Consider the following 19,623-nt stretch of genomic DNA (forward strand, 5'->3'; position numbering starts at 1 on the left):
TTATTTTATACAAAAATACCGAGGCTATCTCTCAGGTCTTTTCAGACCTTTTGAGACAGCCTCTTTTGTTATTTATTATAAATATTGAGCATTTGCATTATTTTATTTTTGTCCTGTAGAATATTTTTATGATAACTTTTTTTGTAATTGGAAATGCAGTAAAAAAAGACATTGAACCTACACTAAATTAATGAAGCTTATGATTTGCAAGAAATTTCTGAACTGCCTTCTTATCTTTCTCAGGCAAGCTATTAGATATGAGGGTCAGATATTCACAAATTAATGAGAGCATACTACTTTTTTTATGAACAAAGCCATTTTGATTACTTGTATCTAATGTCAACACTTCAGTTAGCTCTGAGATGTTGCTAGGCTCAATAGCATAATCACATATGGAAATAAGAATTGTTTCTAAGTTTCCATAATACCCCTTTAGGAGTTCATCTTTTGATTTAGTGTATAGTTCAATATAGTCATTTATGTTTGTCTCTTTTAGTAAGGTCATTATAATATCAGAGGAATTATGTCTTTTAGGCTTATAGTCATGTGCTATTAGTATATCAATCGCAGTCTTTGAAGTTATCTCGGCTATAATATCTATAGTCTTCATAACTATCTCTTTTTTATTTCTATCCAACAATATGCTTAATCCATTTAGGTTATCGATGTCTGAAAAAACATGTGGGATATTATATTCCATTAAAAGACTATCTAAAAATGCAATTATGGAATAATCATCTAGCGCATTAATTATTCCCCAAAGCTCAACACTGGAAAAAAATTGCTCTGACTCATCAAGCAAAAATTTAATGCATATAGCTGAGTTTTGAATCTCGTTTTTTTCTCTTATTGATTTTAAAAGAATATTCTTAAATTCATCGCGCACCCTAGGGTTAGATATATAAATATCCGTGTCCATATGACAAAAGTTTTGAATTATAATATCTCTACGCTTGTTATCAGATATATTCCATAAATCAATAATTTTTTCAAGATTATCATTTGAGTCTTGCTTAAAGTATATGCTTACAATATTGTCAACCATTGACTTCGTAGGAGGATTTGTTTCAAGTAATAAGTCGCAATATTCTATTAACTCACTTTTTAAGTCAGTATCAGTTATGTACGTACTACCAAAATACATGCAACATTGCTTTAAGATTCCTTTTGAGTTTGGGTGAGCTTTCATGATTTCGAAAATCTGATCATCATATTTTGTTTTTAATGAAGTATTTCTAAGTGCGATTATAGATTTCTCTAATATACTTTCATTGTCTGTTTGAAGTAACTTAGAGAAATCTATCTTTTTTAGATTCACATCTTTTGGAGTTAAAAGACTGAGCACACTCAATATCAAATTTGAGTTTGCATAATTCTTAGATATATATTCATTTATAAAATCTTTAAATATATCTATTTCAAAAATATTTCTGTCGGAGTACGAGAAAGATTCAACAAACTCTTCAAGTTCGTTTTGAGTAGATTTCTTCATTTTATCAATAACTTCAACTACTGACAATTTATCAGAAGTAAATTTAAGTTTATCTGGCTCTGTAATTTTAATTATATTAAAGCGATTCAGCAAACTAGCCAGATTTAACTTGAATTTTTTATCTGTTGACATGTCAGCATATAATTTTCCTTTCAGAAACCCTGGCAATTCACAATCACCAGCTAAAATGGGAATTACCTTTACTTTTTTTCCTTCAATTTCTTGATTCATGGCTACATCAAGTTCTTTTTTTACCCATTCAGAAGAGATTGAATTTTTTGATATTAGCGCAATTAAATAATCACCGTTATCTATACCTTCACGAATTTTTTCTATTAAAGAATCACCCAGCTTTATTTCAGACTCATCAATCCAACATTTGACCCCATACAAACCTAAGTTAGCTGATATTTTCCTAGCTAAAGGCTTGTCTCTGAAATTATGACTAATAAACGCAGTTTGCATCGTCGCCACTCCATTTAATTTTATTTTAGCATTCACTCTATTGACACTTTAACATACAGTTGTATACAGATAAAGTTATTATTCCCTTTTGAGTTATAACATTAAGATGATGTGAAAGCATTTTTAGGTGCCTCACCTCCATTAACAGATTACTCGATTTAAAGATGTGGATTGAGTTATCAAGTTTTACAGAAAAAGCTCTGCTTTGGTTTTGAATACTAGTCAAATCAAGTCACCACTCCTAAAGTCTGAATCATCACACAGCGACGGATTGTGGATTTACCAAGCCACAGCTCAGAAAAACGAACCCTTGTCCATACAAAACCACAATGGTTAATGCTGGACAGGGGTTCGATATGCTTCCATTCATAAACTCTTTAATGAAAGTACCGTTAATTGTGTCTAGGGGGCACTTTTGACGGTACTTTCGCTTCAAGAGAACTGCTGCCGAAATATCAAAATATTAGTTTATTCTTCCATTTATTTCTTGACCCTGATTTGAGCATTTAATATCATTTGCTCATGCAGCACATGATATCACGTAGTCAGTGAGGGGGAGAAGGATGGAGAAAAAGTTCTTATTGAGGATGTCTGATGAAAAGTATAGGACGCTGTCAGAAATGGCAAATACGACAAGCTTAAATCAATATATTAACGATGTGCTTGATGCACATATCATCCAAAAGGAAGGCAGGAGAAGCAGAGTGGAGAAAATTGAAATTGGGGAATTCAAAGTAAAGGATGTTCGTGAGGCAGTAACTGTTACCCAACGTAGTTGGTACATGGAGATTCTAGAGAAGTACAATATCTATTTCTTCGCGACGTCAAAAATTGTGACCCCTATGCAATTCATCTATTTCTATGGAGATTCTGGCTGTTCGCCTGCCAATTGTATTAGTCACGTTGGCAAAGTAAGTCACATCTACAGAAATGTACGAGGCGATGATATCAGAAGCTTGCCTGAACTTCAGGCTTTAATGGCTGATCCACTTTATGCTGATGAGATTGCTTCATGGGGAGAGTACCAAATTGTTGTGCTTTCAGAAGTGGGAGAACTTGTTAATCCAATCCCTCTAACAGGCAATTATGTAAACCACCCGAGGATCATAGTCAATCGGACATCTACTGTTGTTAAAGGCTTTGCTGCACCTAAGATGGATGACTTGTTCTAGAACTATTGATGGATCATCAAATGGAGTTACTGTTAGCCGTCTTTCTTTGGTCATGAGTAATAAACCCTACCAAATCATAATAGTTATTTATGAGTATTTGAAAAAACTGAAGGGGGCACTGTGTATGATAGAACTTAAGGATTCTGACCAAATGAGAGAATACCTAAGAGGGGTTCTCGCTCAAGCTGGTCATCACGCTCAAAATGTTGAAGCCTGCGTTATGGCACTCTTTGGAGGAGTTATCGCTTATAAAGATAAAGGCACGAACATAGAAGTGAAAGAGCATGATGGTGAAATGAAGAATGTTCTGTGGTTTCAAATTAAAGGGAAGAGATACGCTTTTACCTATAATCATGATGATCAATGTATTGAAATGCGTGAAAATAGCACTCAGGGGCCAGTCAAAGTAAGTTTCGATGATGCTTGGACGTTACAACAAATAAGGTCATTGTTTGCATCCTTATAAGAAATCAATCTATGCAACTTCTCCTAACATTTTCAGCATCACACTCCGGCGAATTATGGATTTACCAAGCCACGGCTCGGAAAGTCGAACCCTTGTCCGTATAAAACCACAATTTAAGGACTGAAAAAAGATTCGTCACGGTTTATTATTTAGAATGATTTTTCATCTACTACCATAAAAAATAGCTCTGGCCAGTTTTCAGGCTAGAGCTATTTTACTAGTATCTAAACGAATTTTTCAAATAGAGTTTTCCATATGTTTTTTGTAATATCATCAACAATTTTGGAACGCTGTAGAAGCAAACGTTGTTTTGCAAGTCTTGCTACATCAACTTTCCAACCGACTTCTAAGGAAACGCTATGTTTTTCAGCGAAATTTTGAATTTGAGAAATCAGTGGTTGATTAGATTCATAAACATCTTCGAATTCTTCAACCTCAATTTCTCTAAATAGTCGAGTTACTCCTGACTTAATCATACTAAGAGGAATAATGTCCTCGACTTCGCTGTTTTCAATTCCTGTGAGATCATATATCTCTATAATTTTATCGGGGGAGTCCTTATAGAGTCGTTGAATTAACTTATTCTTAAAGTCTTGGCCTGGTTTATCAGAGTCCAGTACGACAAACGGTAATTCATCTGATTTACCTGCAAGCAAACTCGCAATTCCCTCTACACCACGAATTCCTCCTGATGGTACAAAAACAATTTCTTCTTTTGGAGCGATAAGTTGCTCACTAATGAGAAAGTTTTTTATTGCACTTAAATAATATTGATCCGACGGACCTTCCACAATTACTGGTTTACAACCCTGCAAAAGGGTATCGGAAATACTTAGTCCGAGTGCAGCATGTATAGCATAAACTGATCTAGCCTGTGATTTATCTTCAGCGGCTCTCAGGTCACCAGATGCCACGGTGTATCCATTATCATCAACATAAACAACTTTAACACGATCAACATGACCAGTATCAACTAAGAATGGTGAGTGGGTAGTGTTAATAATTTGATTTGTTTGAGAAAGGCTTTCGAAAAACTTTGATAAATTCCGTTGAGCCAAGGGATGTAAAGAGAGTCCAGCTTCATCAAGTAAAAGTATTGCACCTTTATGGGCTTCTTGGCTTTCTACAAGAAATATTAGATAAAAACTAAGGAACCATTGCAAGCCAGTACTTCTTCCCTCAAGTTCGACTTGTTCAGGCCTAATATCATCTGAAACCCATATTCGAAAATGTTTACCATCAGCATGAAAATCAAAGCGATAGTTGCCCTGCTTCCACCAGTCTCTGAATTTGGCAGTTAAACTTGCAGAAGCCGATTGAAGTAGTACATCTCTCTCGGTTTTATTTTTCGCTGCTTTACCAATTTCCTCGATAGTAGGTTCCTGAACAATATTTCCGTAGTTATCCTTTGTAGGCTCAGGATCTTTTCCAAGTTCAAGAATTTCTTGAGGGTCAAGTCCAACGAAGTCAAATAAAACGCGTAAAGTTCTTACTTTAGCCTCAATACTTCCTGTTAAATCAGAACGTTTTAGATTATCAATGACATGAGGTAAATAAATTTCAGAGTCAAGATTGCCATAGTTTGAGTAATAGACAAACGAAGGAATCTCATTCAAGACTAGCTTTGTAGCTGCCTCAATACTTGACGGGTTTGGCCTTTCCAATAAAACTTTATATTCCTGTACTGTTTCTGTAGTTGCAACAATAACAGGCCTTATAACCGAAGTTTTCATTTCCTTTGAGTTGAGATTAAGGTATGCAATAATAGCATTAAAATCAGAAGATACTAACTCTTCTTTCCCATTAATGACTTCTAGGGACTTACTTAAACAAAGTAGTGCTTCATCTTTTATTCCTTCTTCGGTTTTTCCTGCTTCATTGGAGGTTGATATTACTTTATGAGCATCTTCGATGTGAGAGCGAATTTCAGAAGCTTGAATGGATGCTTTTCCTTTAGCGTACGGAAAGCCAATATAATATTTACCATTAAAGTCTCTGTCAACTGAAGCAATTCTAACATCTTCGTACTCGGCGCCAGTAATCTCAATAAGCTTTAAAATTAATTTATGAGCAAGCTCAAACTCTGTGGTAATAAAAATGGGCTTTTTGTCTTTATCCCTAAGCTCTGAGTACCGCTTTCTTGGAAGATCCGCAAGTAAGTCAATCTTTCCTCCTTTAACCGGATTAAGTTTCCACAGAGCGGTAAGTAAATTTGATTTTCCAGCTTCATTAACACCTACCAGTGTTGTAACATCATCACAATCAATCCATCCACTGTCTTTCACAGATCTAAACTCTCGAACTCTATAGCGAATTAGTCTCATCTAGTACCCCCAGCAAATGTTATTCTTTATTATAGAATAACATAACTTTCTCAATTGATACTAAGGGATAGATAACTACGCAACCTCCCCAAACATCCTCAGCATCACCCTGCAGCGAATTGTGGATTTACCAAGCCACGCCTCGGTTATTTGAACCCCTGTCCGAATAAAATCACAATATTTAATGCTGGACAGTGGTTCGATATGGTTGCACTTAAAACGGCTCGATTTGGATGTTATCCGGTCGAGTTTTGGTATGTTATAATCAGTTTATCAGTCGGAGTGCAGGAGGGATTGGGATGCGATGGGAAGAAGTTCAAGAGAAGTTTCCTGAAGAATGGGTAGTATTCGAGGCTGTGGAAGCTCATTCGCAAGATGGCTTCCGGTTCATTGACTCGGTGTCTGTTATTGATCGTTATGAAGACTCACTTGATGCGATGAAACGATACAAACAATTGCACAAAAACCAGCCGGGGAAAGAAATTTATTTTTTGCATACGTCGCGTCCGGATTTGAAAATTAAAGAGAAATGGGTAGGATTCAAAAGATGGCGATAGATTTGAGGCTGTTGCACGGATTACCCATTGTTTGTATTGATGTTGTGTTCGCGAGCCGTCAACTTCGCCTGGATAATGTGCTGTTGGACACGGGTTCGGCTGGAACTATTTTGGATGCGGATAAGGTCGCAGAAATCGGCGTGAGACCGGAAGGTACTGATCGAACGGCAATTATTCATGGTGTTGGTGGAACGGAAATTGTTTTTACAAAGTGGTTTGAAGCTGTGACTTTAGGTGATTGGACAGTGAATGAGTGCGAAGTTGAAATTGGGGCTATGGATTATGGTATAGAAATTGATGGTATTCTTGGATTTGATTTTATTCGGACAACAGGACTCATAATTGATACAAATAAGATGCAGGTGTATGGACCTCGTTAAGCCACCTCCCCAAACAACCTAACCATCACGCGGCGGAGAATTGTGGATTTACCAAGCCACGGCTCGCCTCCATCTGTAAAATCCAAAAATCAAAAAAGGAGCTCTGCCACTGAAGTTAGGTGGCAAGCTCCTTTTTACGTGCAACCAGCATGGGCGCTATCTCTAGGGTGAAAGTCCCGAATGGTGAAAGCAGTAGCGACGACTAGTTTAAGAAAAAACTGGGAAATCATTTCTTATTTTGGAATCAAGATGTTGCGAAGTGCACAATTACTGCGGTACTTCTTTCTTGAGCACTGCGCGTGCGCGTGTGCGAAACCCCAAAAAGACCAAAGCACAAGCTCCTGCAATCAAACTCGCAAAACCAGCGATATAAAATGAATGTTTAAACCCTTGGAGGAACATTTCCGGATTAATTGCAAGCTTGGATGTGTCCATGTGTTGTGAGACCAATGTGCCCGATATGGCGACACTAAAAACCGCGCTTAATTGCCGAAACGTGTTCGTGACACCATAGGCAGCGCCAACGCGTTCAGGCGGAACGGCTTCGATCAGCGCGATTGTCGAGGCGGCTCCTATAAAAGAAACACCGATACCGACGAGTGCAAGAGCCCAGCAGTACATAAGGTAACCGCTGCCCTCCTTAAGTGCCGTAAGAGCGAGGACTCCGACTCCTACCATGAAGGTTCCCCAAATAATTAGCTTCAGGTATCCCAAGCGGGCAGCGATCGTACTACCTACGAAGGAGGCCACCATAATACCGATCGTTAGAGGCAAAAATCGGATACCGGTCTCAAAAGCAGAATAATGGTTGATGTTTTGAAGGTATAACGTTAATAGAAAAATGACGGTGTACATCCCGAAAAAGCCAAAGAAATTAACGGAGCACGCGACATTAAAAATCCGGTTTCGAAAAAAATCGAGTGGAATTAGCGGCGCCTCACACCTTAACTCCCACAGAATAAAAAGGAATAAACAAATGATAAACGTCCCAATGGCCAGCAAGATAGGGGTAGAAGTCCAGCCTAGGGAGTTGACCTCAATGCAGGCATAGGTGAGGGCAGCAATTCCGACAATAAATAAGAGTTGTCCAGGCAGATCATGCTTCTGCCGTCGTTTCGTCCCGGTCTCCTTTAAGATCAAGACTAGAACGAGTGCTGCAGAAAAGCCGAATGGAATGTTGATCCAAAAGATACTCTGCCAGCCGAAATGCTCGACCAGCAGGCCTCCCGCAACAGGTCCAACCGCTAGGGCCAGTCCGCCTACGCCTGCCCAAATTCCGATCGCCTTCGCTCTTATGGCAGGCTCGTGATAAATCCCTCTAATGATAGCCAATGAGACAGGAATCATCATGGACCCCATAATTCCTTGCAGAGCTCTTCCAAACAACAGAATACCAAGCGAAGGGGCAAGCACGCAGACCAGGGAAGCTAATGTAAACCCCACAAGACCGGCGATGAAAATTTTCTTATGGCCATAAATATCCCCTAGGTTCCCAGCCGTCAGCAGAAGGCAGGCAAAGGTAATCGTGTAGGCGTCAATCACCCACTGCAAACCGGATATGCCCACATGCAGATCACTGCGGATCGAAGGAAGGGCGACATTAACGATCATCGAATCCAAATAAACCATAAAGATACCAAAACAAATAAAAAGCAATACGATGCTCCGGTTGCGAACCGGAGAGGTCGTCTGTGTCGCCTTCATTCCGATCATCCTTTCCTTCACACAGCCTTTATTTCCGATTCGGCAGCAACCGTGTTGATATTCCAATTCGATTCCAGTTATTAATCGTGTTAATGGCCATAATCAGCACCATGAATTGCTGTTCATCAAATTGTTTCATTACCTCGTCATACACTTCATCCGGTACCCCCGCCTCAGCGATTAACGTCACTGCTTCGGTTAATGCCAACACAGCACGTTCTTTCTCGGTATAAAAAGGGACTTCCCTCCATACCGAAAGCAGATAGAGACGCTGTTCCGTCTCGCCTAATTTCAGTAAGTTCCCTGTATGGGAGTCAATGCAGTAAGAACAACCGTTTATCTGAGAAGTCCTTAGCTTGATCAATTCGTATAACTTTGCATCCAGTCCGCTGCCCTTTACAAATTCCTCTAACCTCAGCATCGTTTCGGTCGCCTCAGGACAGGCTTTGTAATAATCAAATCGGGTATTCATGTTAATCTCCTCGTTTCGTATCATTTTGGTTAATCCTCTTTTAGACAATGGACGGTAACTTTTCGTGACAAAAAGGATCGTTGCATAAAAATTTTATACAACAACCTCATTGACGGTTATGTAAAAAACAGTTGCCCGTAGATCTGGCAAGATTATCCTTTCATTGATATACTGAGTCTGCATCCGTCAAAAGCAATTATCTCCACATCATTTATTTTTGTGATATTGATATAGATCAGGGGGGGAATATTGTGGCAATAGATTTCCAAACGGTATATTCCACATATTATTCATATCTGAATTCTGTGGCGTACCATATGCTTGGGTCGGTTTCGGATGCGGAAGATGTTGTTCAGGAACTATTCTTGGACGTTCACGACAAGCTCGATACGATTGAGCATGTGAAGACCTATCTGACGCGTGCTACGACTAATCGGTGCCTGAATATACTTCAATCAGCCAGGAAGAAGAGGGAAGTATACCCCGGAACCTGGCTGCCGGAGCCAACAGCCGAGGTTTGGCAGCAGCCGCATCAGCTGGCGGAGCACCGTGAATCGTTATCGTATGCCTTCATGATCATGCTTGAGCAGTTGGAACCGGTGGAAAGAGCTATTATCGTCATGCGGGAGGCTTATGATTATCCCTATGTGGAGATTGCTCAGCTGCTGGACAAAACAGAGGCCAACTGCCGTAAAATCTACAGTCGGGCTAAAAAGAAACTGGATCCGGATCGCTTAAAAACATCAGCCAGCCAAGGGCAGCTAGCGTCGCTCGTTGAACGGTTTGTGATAGCCTTTCAGAGCGGAGACTCGCACGCATTGGTTCGGTTATTGACGGATACCTCGATACTGGTATCCGATGGGGGCGGTAAGGTACGCACCGCTATCAATCCGATCTACGGCAGGGACAGAGTGGTGTCTTTTTTGGTTGGGGTTTCCGCCAAGCGGTATATGCATTTGGCGTATAAAATGGCCATCTTGAACGGACAGCCAGGTGTGGTATTTTACGAGAAAGAGACTCCGGCCGCTTTCATGATGTTGGAATTGGAATCGCGGGGTTCTGTGTTCCAAAGTCTGTATTTCGTTGTTAACCCAGATAAAATTTGGCTGCGGCAGAATGATCTAACACGATCGAGCTGAGGGTCCCTAACCGTGTGCAACCTCCCCAAACAACCACGGCAGCAGGCTTTGGCGGATTGTGGGTTTGCCAAGTTGCCAAGCCGCGGTTCACCTCTGCACATAAACAAAAGACGCCCTCTTGGGCGTCTTTTGTTTATGCATGAAGTATTACACCTACACGAGGAAGGCTATTATCTCGAGTTCATTCCGATACGTCAATGACGCGCGCTCTCACTGAGCAATCTAAGCTCCTTGGCTTGCGTTATAGCATTTATGCGCCGGTTTACTTTTAACTTGGCAAAAATATTTTTTACATGAACTTTGACTGTACCTACGGCGATAATCAAGTGATCGGCAATCTCCTTGTTGGACAATCCTGCCGCTAATAATGAGAGTACTTCCAGCTCGCGATCCGTGAGGGGTTCGTCTATTGTGCTAGGCGATGGTTGCGTTTCCTCTTCCATATCCCGTTCCGAAATAGATTGCTCGGGCGAGCTTTGCAGCACGCACATGAAGATGCCATGTGACGCCATGGCCAGAAGAACAGCCATGCGATCATGTGCGAACACGTCGTTTGCAAGCTTGTTTTCAAGGTAAAGAACGCCCAGCATGGTGCCATGAACAGTTACTGGAATGCACAGTGCGGATTGAGGCCGGTGTTTCGCCATATACGGGTTATGGATCAGCCAGCTTTCCTCTTCTCCGGCGTAATGGACGGCCTCGTGTGTACGGAAGACATATCGGATGATACCTTCCGGTAAGAGGGAACTATCCTTCATTTCTAAAGGAGAAGGGATAGCTTGCGCCTCCGAATCCGCGTAGGCTTGAATAAATAGCGTATCATCGCTGTCCGTAAGCAAAGCGCCCTTGCTTGCCCCTGCATACCTCATAATAGTATTCATGATCTCTGCAAGCACGGTATCCATGTCCATCTGATTCGTGATGGCATGGGTGGTTTTAAGAATCGCCGCGAGATCAACATTGTCAACGAAAGGGAGCTCATTCCGAAAGCCCGATGCGCCTGCGGCCGTTTCTGCCGCACTCCGGCCTGTCGGTTCTTGTGTGCTTTCAGAGGGGGAATAGGCCTCCTCTTGCCTCTGCAAGTTCAATATCAGCCCTTCTAATTGCGTTACTTTCATATGTACTTCCCAATGTTTGTACCCTTCAACAGCCAGTTGCAAATAAAATAAAGCCGTTTTTCTCTTATCGCGTCTCAAATAGTGGTTGGCAGCAAGCTCGCCAGCCATACTGGTCACATGTATATCGCCTTGCTCTCTCGCCTCGCGGATGGCTTTGTCATACATTTCCTCAGCTTGGCCGTATTCGCTGGAGGTACGCGCGAATTCAGCTTGAAGAAGATCATGCCTGGACTGAAAATTAACCGGGCTCCATTCCGTCCATTTTTTGAAACGGCGAAGGTTGCGAAGCAATCTTTTGGAATATTTCTGTGATTGGGTATGAACAGCCAGCACGGAGAGCGATTCGTAGAATAGACACTCCGGCAAATGAGGCAAATGAGTCGCATAGGCCTCATGGGTCTCTGCTTGCTGTGCCCAGCGGGCGGCTTCCTCATAATTGCCCAACAAATAGAAAAGTTGAGTTTTATAAGTGCTATATTGAAATAACGTGGTGGCGGACGTCTCTTCCTGTTGAATCCGATTCAGAAAGTCCTGTTCTTCAAAGCCAGCGCTGCTGAAAGAGTCCGGCGCAGCCGTCCTGCCTTGAAGGGCGAGAATCACTTGCTGATAGAGATAAAAGTTTTGCCTTACGAATTCATCATTTGTGATATCCAGCACAGCCATGTAGTCCACAATGGTTCGTGCTAATTCACTTAGCGGTGCTCTTGTGTACAGCGAATTGACATGAGCCCCAATGGCATAGCTGGCAAACACATAGTCCCCCGAATCCATGCCGAACCGAAGCGCCTGAACCAGATAGGCATCCCCTTCACGGGCATTCCCGGCAAATTGGCAGAGCACCCCTCCGAATATGGTATAGGTGGTGCTTTTAATTGAAGTGATATTGTAGCGCTCGGAAAGCTCCACCCCTACCTTGGCAATGGCATAGCCTTTATCAGATTTGCCCAAAGCACTTCCCAGAAGGAGGCCAAATGAGGAATAGACAGCCGCGGAGACGGGGATGTTTCCATATTGAAGCGAGAGTTGAACGGCTCTGCACATCAGTAAAAAGTAGACTTTTTTATTCGTGAAGAAGGTGGAAGGAATAATCGCAAGAATCAGATTCATCGCGGCAATCCTATTGCTATCCGTCATTTCCTCCAAATGAGCGAGCCGATCATACCGATTGCGCAGCATCAGCTCGATTCGTATTCCTTCCATAAGCAGCATGAAGCTTCCCGGATTGGGTGAAATGAAAACATGATGTTCTCTCAGGCTTTCGAGACCGAGAGCAGTGCTCTCCAAATATTTCCCTTGGTTAATGTACTGCATAATTCGGATCATTTGCACCCGGCTCCGCTGAACCGGGCTGCGCGCACGGCCGAGCAAGAAATGGATGTCCCGTTCAGAATCCTGATAATTGCCGCATAAATATTCACATTCCGCTTTTTGAGCATGCAATTCGAAAACGAGGTCGAACTGCTTGTCCCAGTCTTCCGCCGATAGCAACTCCACGCCTTTGCCGAAATATCCCAAAGCTACATCGTAGGCGGAAGAGGACTTGGCACGGTTCCCTGCATCCAGATTCAACTTCACAAGTTGCAGTAACTCCTGTTCATCCGTTATTCGTTCCGAGCCCCGATTCAGATGGTTGACAACATCAAACGAATTTTCCCCATTCCCGGCGTCCATCTCGTTCAAGCATCGGCCAATTCGGATATGGATGGCTTGTTTCGAAGCCGTATCGATTTGACTGTAAATCAGCTTCTGTATGTTATCGTGGGCAAACCGAAATTTATCTGTTTCAAACGGAACAATCATCCCTTCGGCTTCAATGACGGACCATTCCGGAGCCAAAACCTTTACTTCCCGATTCGCAACGCGAGCTATCAATTGTGGGTGAAATGTGCTTCCCACACAGGCGGAAACTTGGAGCAGTTCCTGTGCCTCCACTGAAAGGCGATGCAACTTGTGCTCGATCAAATCATGGATGGAATAGCTTGCTTCTTGCTCAATAATCTGTCCCAAGTTCCATTGCCAGCATCGTTTCTCGTGGTTGTACACCAGAATGCCATCGTCCTGTAGGCGGAGCAAAATTTGTTTAAAATGAAACGGATTGCCGCCTGAATTATGATACAGCAATTCTGTTAAGGACAGCGTAGCGTCGGCGGGGCTATTAAGCGTCTCCATGACGATTTGGTTCATTTGCGTAAGGCTTGGCGGAGACAGATGAATGTGCTGGACAACAGCCTGGTCTGTCACGCTGCCATCCGTTTCGTATCCTGGCAGGCTGTTTCGGTCTGTTTCCGTATGACGGTAAGCACAGACAAACATCAGGTACTGGCATTTCGGATCGCAGAGCAAAGCGTGAATTAACTGAAGCGATGAGGAATCCGCCCATTGTAAATCATCGATGAACAGGACGAGAGGGTGCTCTTTGGACGCTAGCGCTTGCACAAATTTGCGAAAAACATAAATGAATCGTTTCTTCGATTCGTTAGCCTGCAGTTCCTCTGAAGCCGGCGTCTCTCCCAATATCAATTTGGATTCAGGAATAATCTCCGTAATAACATGGGCATTTACCCCCAAAGCATCTCGCAGACGTAGTCTCCATAGGTCGGATTGGTCTTTACGCTCCCCTAGCAAATGGCGCATTAATCCGCGAAATGCTTGAATGATGGGATGATAAGGGCTTTCTTTCGAAATTTGCTCGAACTTCCCAGTGATATAGAAAAAATCCCGTGAATGCTGTTGTTTACGGAACACTTCATCGATCAAGCTTGTTTTGCCGATGCCGGCCTCACCCGAAACGTAGACCATTTCTGTCGATCCGAGACAAGCGGAATAAAAGGCTTGCGTCAGCATCGATATTTCGTACTCTCTGCCGTGAAACCTTTGTTCCATAATGAACGTATCGTGGGAACGCCCTATTTTATCCAAATCCGCTATGAGAAAGCCGACACTTTGGTAGCGTTTATCCGGATTTTTCTCCAACAGCTTCATTACAATGGTTTCCAGACCGTCAGGCAAATGTGGTTGTTGGTTCGTCATCAGCGGAGGGCTTTGTGCCAGATGCATATATACCCACTCGAGTGGATTGTCAGCCAGAAAAGGCAGACGACCCGCTAGCATTTCGTAGAAAATAACGCCTACCGAATAGAGATCACTACGTTCGTCTACAGTTCGCAGCATCCTACCCGTATTTTCAGGCGAACAGTAGGGCAAGCCTTTTTCAAGGATGCCATAGTGGGACGGACGTACATAACCATCAACCGAGCGGCGCGCCGCAAAGCCCGAATCGATCAAATAGGCCTCACTTCCATTAGAAAGAACACCGATATGCTCCGGCCGCAGATCGAGATGAAGGGTTTGCTGCTGATGGAGTTTTCCGATACAGGCCGCAATTGCCCTGGCAATCAGGAGAAACGCATCCGGCTTCATGCACGGTTGTCCGTTCATATATTCCCGAAGCGTCATACCCTCTTTATGCTCCAACGTCAAGTCAGAATCATGTTTTGCAAATTCAGAATGCTCGTTTTGACTATCGATAGGATGATTCATTTCCATTCCGAACACCTCTATAGTTCACTTAGTAGCGATTACATCCTATTGTAATTGAAGAGATGTTCTTATTACAGATGAAAATGCGGTATTTATCAATTATTTGTTTCGATTTGCACGTTGGCTATTCGCCAAAAATCGCCATTATCCCCGTACTTACGCCAATACATACAAACGGAAAGACATTAATCGGATATGTCCATCCGTATAAAGATTTTTTATACATTATCCAGGCCGCAGCAATCGCACCGATGACAATGTAGGGATAGCTTTGCAAAGCATAATAAAATATCCATATAGGCAAGTGCAGCTCAGAACCTGGAGCATCGAACAGCATGGCAGAAAACATGGAGATAAAATACCATACAGGCAATGTCAAGATATAGAGACTATGGATGACTATGTTTACAATGAAAGATACCTTTTTACCGCGGGGGTGGGCTGCTATTGAACTTTCTGACATAAGAATCCCCTTTCATGCTGCTTCATTCATTTTCATCGTGAATCTATCTATTATCATAGAACTGCCAAACAGAAAACTCCATACCACTTTAGTAGTAGTGTTCACGATCGTAGATGCAATGCTGTAAGAAGATACTCCTTTATAGGTATAGAGAAATAGAAAGCTTTGCTTTATCTTATTATATGACTTTATGAAATTAGAGAGGTTTGGGTGGAACAAAATGTTCAATGCTGTCATCGCGTTTGTTAGCATTATTCTTCTTGGCATTGTAATTTTTGTTAAGGTATGGTGGGATGGCGGAAATACGAGCTTCACATTTACTAAGTGGTACTTTGGTATTTTTTTCATAGCGGCGCTGATTGTTGGGGGTTGCACTTTTTTCGTGAGCTAACGATACGTGAAGCAGAAATGGAGGATAAGGATGAAAGAGTGGGAGCGACATAGACGGTGGATGGCCATGGCTCTTATAATCGTGGTTATTTTTGGTTTATGGGGGGGATATGCTGTTGCTGCAGATTCTGCTGTCTTAGACCAGGAGCAGTCAAATGGCAGCGGGAATGTTTGGGTTAACCATGATTATCAACGATATCAGACATTTACTCCGGCAATTACGGGTAATCTCAGCAAGATGGACCTCCGCGTATTCGATAGCTACGGTCCACCTGGCGCCATCCAGTTAAGCATTTATAAGGAAAGTGATCTATCGACGCCGCTTGCCACAGCACAGTTGGCGTCGTTCGGTGCAGGCTGGGTTTCGATCGATTTCTCAGGGACACAGCCTTACTTGAAGAAGGAAACGATGTATAGAATGGTTGCTTCCACAGAAAATGGGGGATCGGCCGGTTTCGGATGGTATATCATTGGCGGCAATTCTTATACAAGAGGAGGCAGCGCAGCTGTTGGTTATGACTTTGCGTTCAGGTCATACATGATTGCAGATCATTCGATCTCCCTGACAGGAAGCGAGGTCTCCAGTGCTCGTTCCAGCCTTGTAGCGGATGGGACAAGTCAGACCACGATTACTGTGAAGCTGAGAGACGCGCAGGACGATGCTCTGACAACAGGAGGAGAGACGGTTGCCATCACCTCGACGTTAGGAACGGTTAGCGCAGTCAGCGATAACCATGATGGCACGTACGCGGCGACGCTGACGGCTCCGACGGTGGTGGGCACAGCGACGATTAGCGCGAGTGTCGGCGGCAGTGCGCTGGCCTCGACGGCCAGCGTGCAGTTAGTGCCTGGAGCGCCGTCAGCGGCGAACAGCACGGTGGAAGCGGGAGCTACGACGCTGACCGCTGACGGGACAAGTCAGACGACGGTTAGCGTGAAGCTGAAGGACGCGCAGGGGCATGCTGTGGCAACCGGAGGAGCGACGGTAGCGATCACTTCGACGATAGGGACGGTTAGCGCAGTCAGCGATAACCATGATGGCACGTACGCGGCGACGCTGACGGCTTCGATGGTGGTAGGCACAGCGACGATTAGCGCGAGTGTCGGCGGCAGTGTGCTGGCCACGACGGCCAGCGTGCAGTTCGTGCCTGGAGCGCCGTCAACGGCGAACAGCACGGTGGAAGCGGGAGCTACAACGCTGACCGCTGATGGGACAAGCCAGACGACGGTAACCGTGAAGCTGAAAGACGCGCAGGGTCATGTTTTGACGACTGGAGGAGCGGCGGTAGCGATCACCTCGACGTTAGGTACGGTTAGCGCAGTCAGCGATAACCATGATGGCACGTACACGGCGACGCTGACGGCTCCGATGGCGGTGGGCACGGCGACGATTAGCGCGAGTGTCGGCGGCAGTGTGCTGGCCACGACGGCCAGCGTGCAGTTCGTGCCTGGAGCGCCGTCAACGGTGAACAGCACGGTGGAAGCGGACGCCGCCACACTGACCGCTGACGGGACAAGCCAGACGACGGTAACCGTGAAGCTGAAAGACGCGCAGGGTCATGCTTTAACGACTAGTGGAGCGGTGGTAGCGATCACTTCGACGATAGGGACGGTTAGCGCAGTCAGCGATAACCATGATGGCACGTACACGGCGACGCTGACGGCCCCGATGGCGGTGGGCACGGCGACGATTAGCGCGAGTGTCGGCGGCAGTGCGCTGGCCTCGACGGCCAGCGTGCAGTTCGTGCCTGGAGAGGTGAGTCCATCTCGTTCAACGGTTACTGCGAGCGATCTGGTTGTTCGAGCCGATGGCAGCAGTAAAGCTTCGGTTTTTGTAAAGCTTAAGGATGGCTATGACCATCCGATTAGTGGAAAACGGGTATGGCTTGAAGCTGATGGCGGACGATCTGTCATCCAGAATGTTTACGGTTTGACCGATGAGAACGGACTTTCCACATTTTTGGTGAGTAATACAGCTGCGGAGAGTGTGACGTATTTCGCAAAGGAAGAAACAAGCGGCCTGGTGTTAGAGCAAACCGTGAATATTAGGTTTTCATATGATCAGCCTCCGAATATCCAACTGCAAGCTGATCCTATCGTCTCAACCTTCGGAGGTGTGACTGTTACAGTAACGGCGTCGGTATACGGTGATTTCAATCGTGTTTCTTCAATGAAATGGGCGGCTGGAAGCCATCCTGTCTCGTACTTTGATACGCAAGGAACGGAAATCACTAACCATTTTACTGTCCATGAGAACGGGATTTATTCTGTTTATGTCGTAGATACGGCGGGCAACGCAAACGTTCGCTTACTTGACGTCCAGAACATTGTTCCTTTGAGCAGCAATGCTAGTTTGAATGCTTGGCAGCTTACAGGGCTGGGTGGGACGATAAAGTTCGATTTTGACCCGGACATAACAGATTATGCCGTATCGGTAAGTTATTCGGTTTATGGACTGCAGATGAAACTGACACCATCGGATGTCTATTCTGCGGTCTACGTGAACGGATTGCAGGTAATCAGCAATGCCGTGTCCCATGAATATTCGCTTGCAACGGGTAAAAACGCGTTCGAAGTCAGTGTCAAAGCACAGGACGGTTCGACTAAAACGTATACGCTCAATGTGACTCGTTCAGCTGCAAACGCCACTTCCGATTCGCCAAGTTCTTCGAGTGCTGCAAGCCCTTCGAGCCAGCCGTCATCCAACGATTCGCCAAAGGTTCGGATTAATGATCTGGAGATATCCGGGATTGCCTCGCTTCAAGTAGATTCGAATGGAGCGAAGTCCATTGAAATTCGATTAGATATGAATACTTTAAAGAAGGTGCTCGATTCACTCGCCGCTACAACTGAAGTGAATCTCTCAATTTCGATGGAGGAACAGGCGGAGCAAGCAGCTCTACGGCTTTCTGGAGAAGTTGTTGCTTACCTTGCCAGTAAGGCAGCAACGATTTCGTTGGAAACTCAGCATGGCCACTATCGCTTGCCGCTAGCCGATGTCGCAAATCAGGCATCCGATTGGACGAACGATGCGAGTGTTCAAATCGTGATTGGGCATGACAAACGTGAAGAAATCCCCGGACTTCAGGATGCAGCGAATAAAGGTGGCTTCCAGTTGGCGTCGGATCCGATTCATTTCAATGTATACGTGACGGTTCGTGGCGAGAGAAGAGAGGTTTCCAGCTACAATCGTTATGTAGAAAGAGCTATCTACTTGCCCGCAGACTTTGCAGGAACAACAGCTGTGATTTGGGATCAGAAGCTCGGTGTGCGTCCAGTGCCTACGGAATTTACCAAAGTGAATGGACGTCTGGCGGCCGTTATTCGCAGTCTTACGAATAGCATTTATGTGCTGGTATCCCATCCATCCTCCTTAACAGATATTCAGGGACACTGGGCTGAGGCTGAGATTGGCGACATGAATCGCAGAATGATTGTTCATGGTGTAGATGGAAGCCGATTCGCTCCTGAAGCTGCGATTACGCGTGCTGAACTCGCTGCTTTGCTTGCAAGAGCGCTGGGCTTGGAAAGCGAAAAGTATACGGGTTTCCGGGACGTAAGCGAATCGAGCTGGTATAGCGGCTCTGTAGCAGCGGTTAAAGCATACGGCATTATGGATGGTTTCAAGGGAGGTGCGTTTGATCCGGGCCGGGAGGTATCACGACAGGAAGCGATCGTAACGATCGTTCGCGCGCTGCAACTTGCCAAATCTGCTTCGGTAGTAAGCAAAGCTGGGGCACAAGTGGATTTAGGTGTCTATGCCGACAGCAATCAGATTGGCGATTGGGTAAGTGATGCGATGCGGACAGCTATTCAAGAAGGTCTACTGAAAGGGTATGGGAATGAATTGCGTCCGCAGAAGTCATTAACTCGAGCGGAGACGACCGTTCTCCTATACCGGATGCTGCTAAAAGCGGGATTTATCGATCGGAAAGCATGAA

12 protein-coding genes are annotated in these 19,623 nt (G+C 44.3%); 6 read left to right on the forward strand and 6 right to left on the reverse strand.

All coding sequences use genetic code 11. The features are described 5' to 3' along the window. Positions 1-187: 187 nt before the first annotated feature. Positions 188-1,957 carry a toll/interleukin-1 receptor domain-containing protein gene (locus tag ABRS97_RS26675; protein WP_367859136.1) on the reverse strand — a complete coding sequence of 590 codons (1,770 nt, stop codon included), beginning with the start codon at positions 1,955-1,957 and terminating at the stop codon, positions 188-190. Between the two features lie 563 nt (positions 1,958-2,520). On the opposite strand from ABRS97_RS26675, the gene ABRS97_RS26680 reads away from it, so the two are divergent. Both ABRS97_RS26680 and ABRS97_RS26685 read left to right on the forward strand, forming a co-directional pair. Next, positions 2,521-3,129, forward strand: coding sequence for a hypothetical protein (locus tag ABRS97_RS26680; RefSeq protein ID WP_367819062.1), 609 nt, complete (start codon positions 2,521-2,523; stop codon positions 3,127-3,129). A gap of 124 nt (positions 3,130-3,253) precedes the next feature. After that, positions 3,254-3,595: a hypothetical protein gene (locus ABRS97_RS26685; RefSeq protein ID WP_367819064.1), complete on the forward strand. Its 342-nt coding sequence runs from the start codon at positions 3,254-3,256 to the stop codon at positions 3,593-3,595. A 224-nt stretch (positions 3,596-3,819) separates the two neighbouring features. On the opposite strand, the gene ABRS97_RS26690 is transcribed toward ABRS97_RS26685, so the two are convergent. After that, positions 3,820-5,919, reverse strand: a complete 2,100-nt coding sequence (locus ABRS97_RS26690; RefSeq protein ID WP_367819066.1) for an AAA family ATPase — start codon at positions 5,917-5,919, stop codon at positions 3,820-3,822. A 299-nt stretch (positions 5,920-6,218) separates the two neighbouring features. Between ABRS97_RS26690 and ABRS97_RS26695 the strand changes: the two genes are divergently transcribed. Beyond that, positions 6,219-6,476, forward strand: coding sequence for a hypothetical protein (locus ABRS97_RS26695; protein WP_367819068.1), 258 nt, complete (start codon positions 6,219-6,221; stop codon positions 6,474-6,476). After that, positions 6,467-6,856, forward strand: a complete 390-nt coding sequence (locus ABRS97_RS26700; RefSeq protein WP_367819070.1) for a retropepsin-like aspartic protease — start codon at positions 6,467-6,469, stop codon at positions 6,854-6,856. The genes ABRS97_RS26695 and ABRS97_RS26700 overlap by 10 nt, the downstream gene beginning before the upstream one ends. Before the next feature lie 267 nt (positions 6,857-7,123). Here ABRS97_RS26700 and ABRS97_RS26705 read toward each other — a convergent pair whose 3' ends face one another. Together ABRS97_RS26705 and ABRS97_RS26710 are read right to left on the reverse strand one after the other, a co-directional pair. Then, positions 7,124-8,560 (reverse strand): MFS transporter, encoded by a 1,437-nt coding sequence (locus ABRS97_RS26705; protein ID WP_367819072.1) that lies wholly within the window; start codon positions 8,558-8,560, stop codon positions 7,124-7,126. Between the two features lie 28 nt (positions 8,561-8,588). Then, positions 8,589-9,032, reverse strand: a complete 444-nt coding sequence (locus ABRS97_RS26710; protein WP_367819073.1) for a carboxymuconolactone decarboxylase family protein — start codon at positions 9,030-9,032, stop codon at positions 8,589-8,591. Positions 9,033-9,283: 251 nt separating this feature from the next. Between ABRS97_RS26710 and sigJ the strand changes: the two genes are divergently transcribed. Next, a complete protein-coding gene (gene sigJ, locus ABRS97_RS26715) occupies positions 9,284-10,171 on the forward strand; it encodes an RNA polymerase sigma factor SigJ (protein ID WP_367819075.1) in 888 nt (295 codons plus the stop codon). A gap of 194 nt (positions 10,172-10,365) precedes the next feature. Here sigJ and ABRS97_RS26720 read toward each other — a convergent pair whose 3' ends face one another. Beyond that, entirely contained in the window at positions 10,366-14,835 is a 4,470-nt protein-coding gene (locus ABRS97_RS26720; protein WP_367819076.1) for a helix-turn-helix transcriptional regulator, read from the reverse strand. Positions 14,836-14,953: 118 nt separating this feature from the next. Continuing rightward, complete coding sequence (locus ABRS97_RS26725; protein WP_367819077.1) at positions 14,954-15,292, reverse strand: hypothetical protein; 339 nt, start codon at positions 15,290-15,292, stop codon at positions 14,954-14,956. Between the two features lie 421 nt (positions 15,293-15,713). On the opposite strand from ABRS97_RS26725, the gene ABRS97_RS26730 reads away from it, so the two are divergent. Further along, the gene (locus ABRS97_RS26730) at positions 15,714-19,622 is read left to right on the forward strand and encodes an invasin domain 3-containing protein (protein ID WP_367819078.1); all 3,909 of its coding nucleotides are present in this window, start codon (positions 15,714-15,716) and stop codon (positions 19,620-19,622) included. The last annotated feature ends 1 nt before the right edge of the window (position 19,623 follow it).

The organism is Paenibacillus tabacirhizosphaerae (assembly GCF_040812395.1).
Classification (GTDB): Bacteria; Bacillota; Bacilli; order Paenibacillales; family NBRC-103111; genus Paenibacillus_E.

What these genes read in the sequence shown, in the direction of transcription:
- ABRS97_RS26675 (WP_367859136.1), bottom strand. Translation starts at nt 1,957, where the DNA reads ATGCAAACTGCGTTTATTAGTCATAATTTCAGAGACAAGCCTTTAGCT.
- ABRS97_RS26680 (WP_367819062.1), top strand. Translation starts at nt 2,521, where the DNA reads ATGGAGAAAAAGTTCTTATTGAGGATGTCTGATGAAAAGTATAGGACG.
- ABRS97_RS26685 (WP_367819064.1), top strand. Translation starts at nt 3,254, where the DNA reads ATGATAGAACTTAAGGATTCTGACCAAATGAGAGAATACCTAAGAGGG.
- ABRS97_RS26690 (WP_367819066.1), bottom strand. Translation starts at nt 5,919, where the DNA reads ATGAGACTAATTCGCTATAGAGTTCGAGAGTTTAGATCTGTGAAAGAC.
- ABRS97_RS26695 (WP_367819068.1), top strand. Translation starts at nt 6,219, where the DNA reads ATGCGATGGGAAGAAGTTCAAGAGAAGTTTCCTGAAGAATGGGTAGTA.
- ABRS97_RS26700 (WP_367819070.1), top strand. Translation starts at nt 6,467, where the DNA reads ATGGCGATAGATTTGAGGCTGTTGCACGGATTACCCATTGTTTGTATT.
- ABRS97_RS26705 (WP_367819072.1), bottom strand. Translation starts at nt 8,560, where the DNA reads ATGAAGGCGACACAGACGACCTCTCCGGTTCGCAACCGGAGCATCGTA.
- ABRS97_RS26710 (WP_367819073.1), bottom strand. Translation starts at nt 9,032, where the DNA reads ATGAATACCCGATTTGATTATTACAAAGCCTGTCCTGAGGCGACCGAA.
- ABRS97_RS26720 (WP_367819076.1), bottom strand. Translation starts at nt 14,835, where the DNA reads ATGGAAATGAATCATCCTATCGATAGTCAAAACGAGCATTCTGAATTT.
- ABRS97_RS26725 (WP_367819077.1), bottom strand. Translation starts at nt 15,292, where the DNA reads ATGTCAGAAAGTTCAATAGCAGCCCACCCCCGCGGTAAAAAGGTATCT.
- ABRS97_RS26730 (WP_367819078.1), top strand. Translation starts at nt 15,714, where the DNA reads ATGAAAGAGTGGGAGCGACATAGACGGTGGATGGCCATGGCTCTTATA.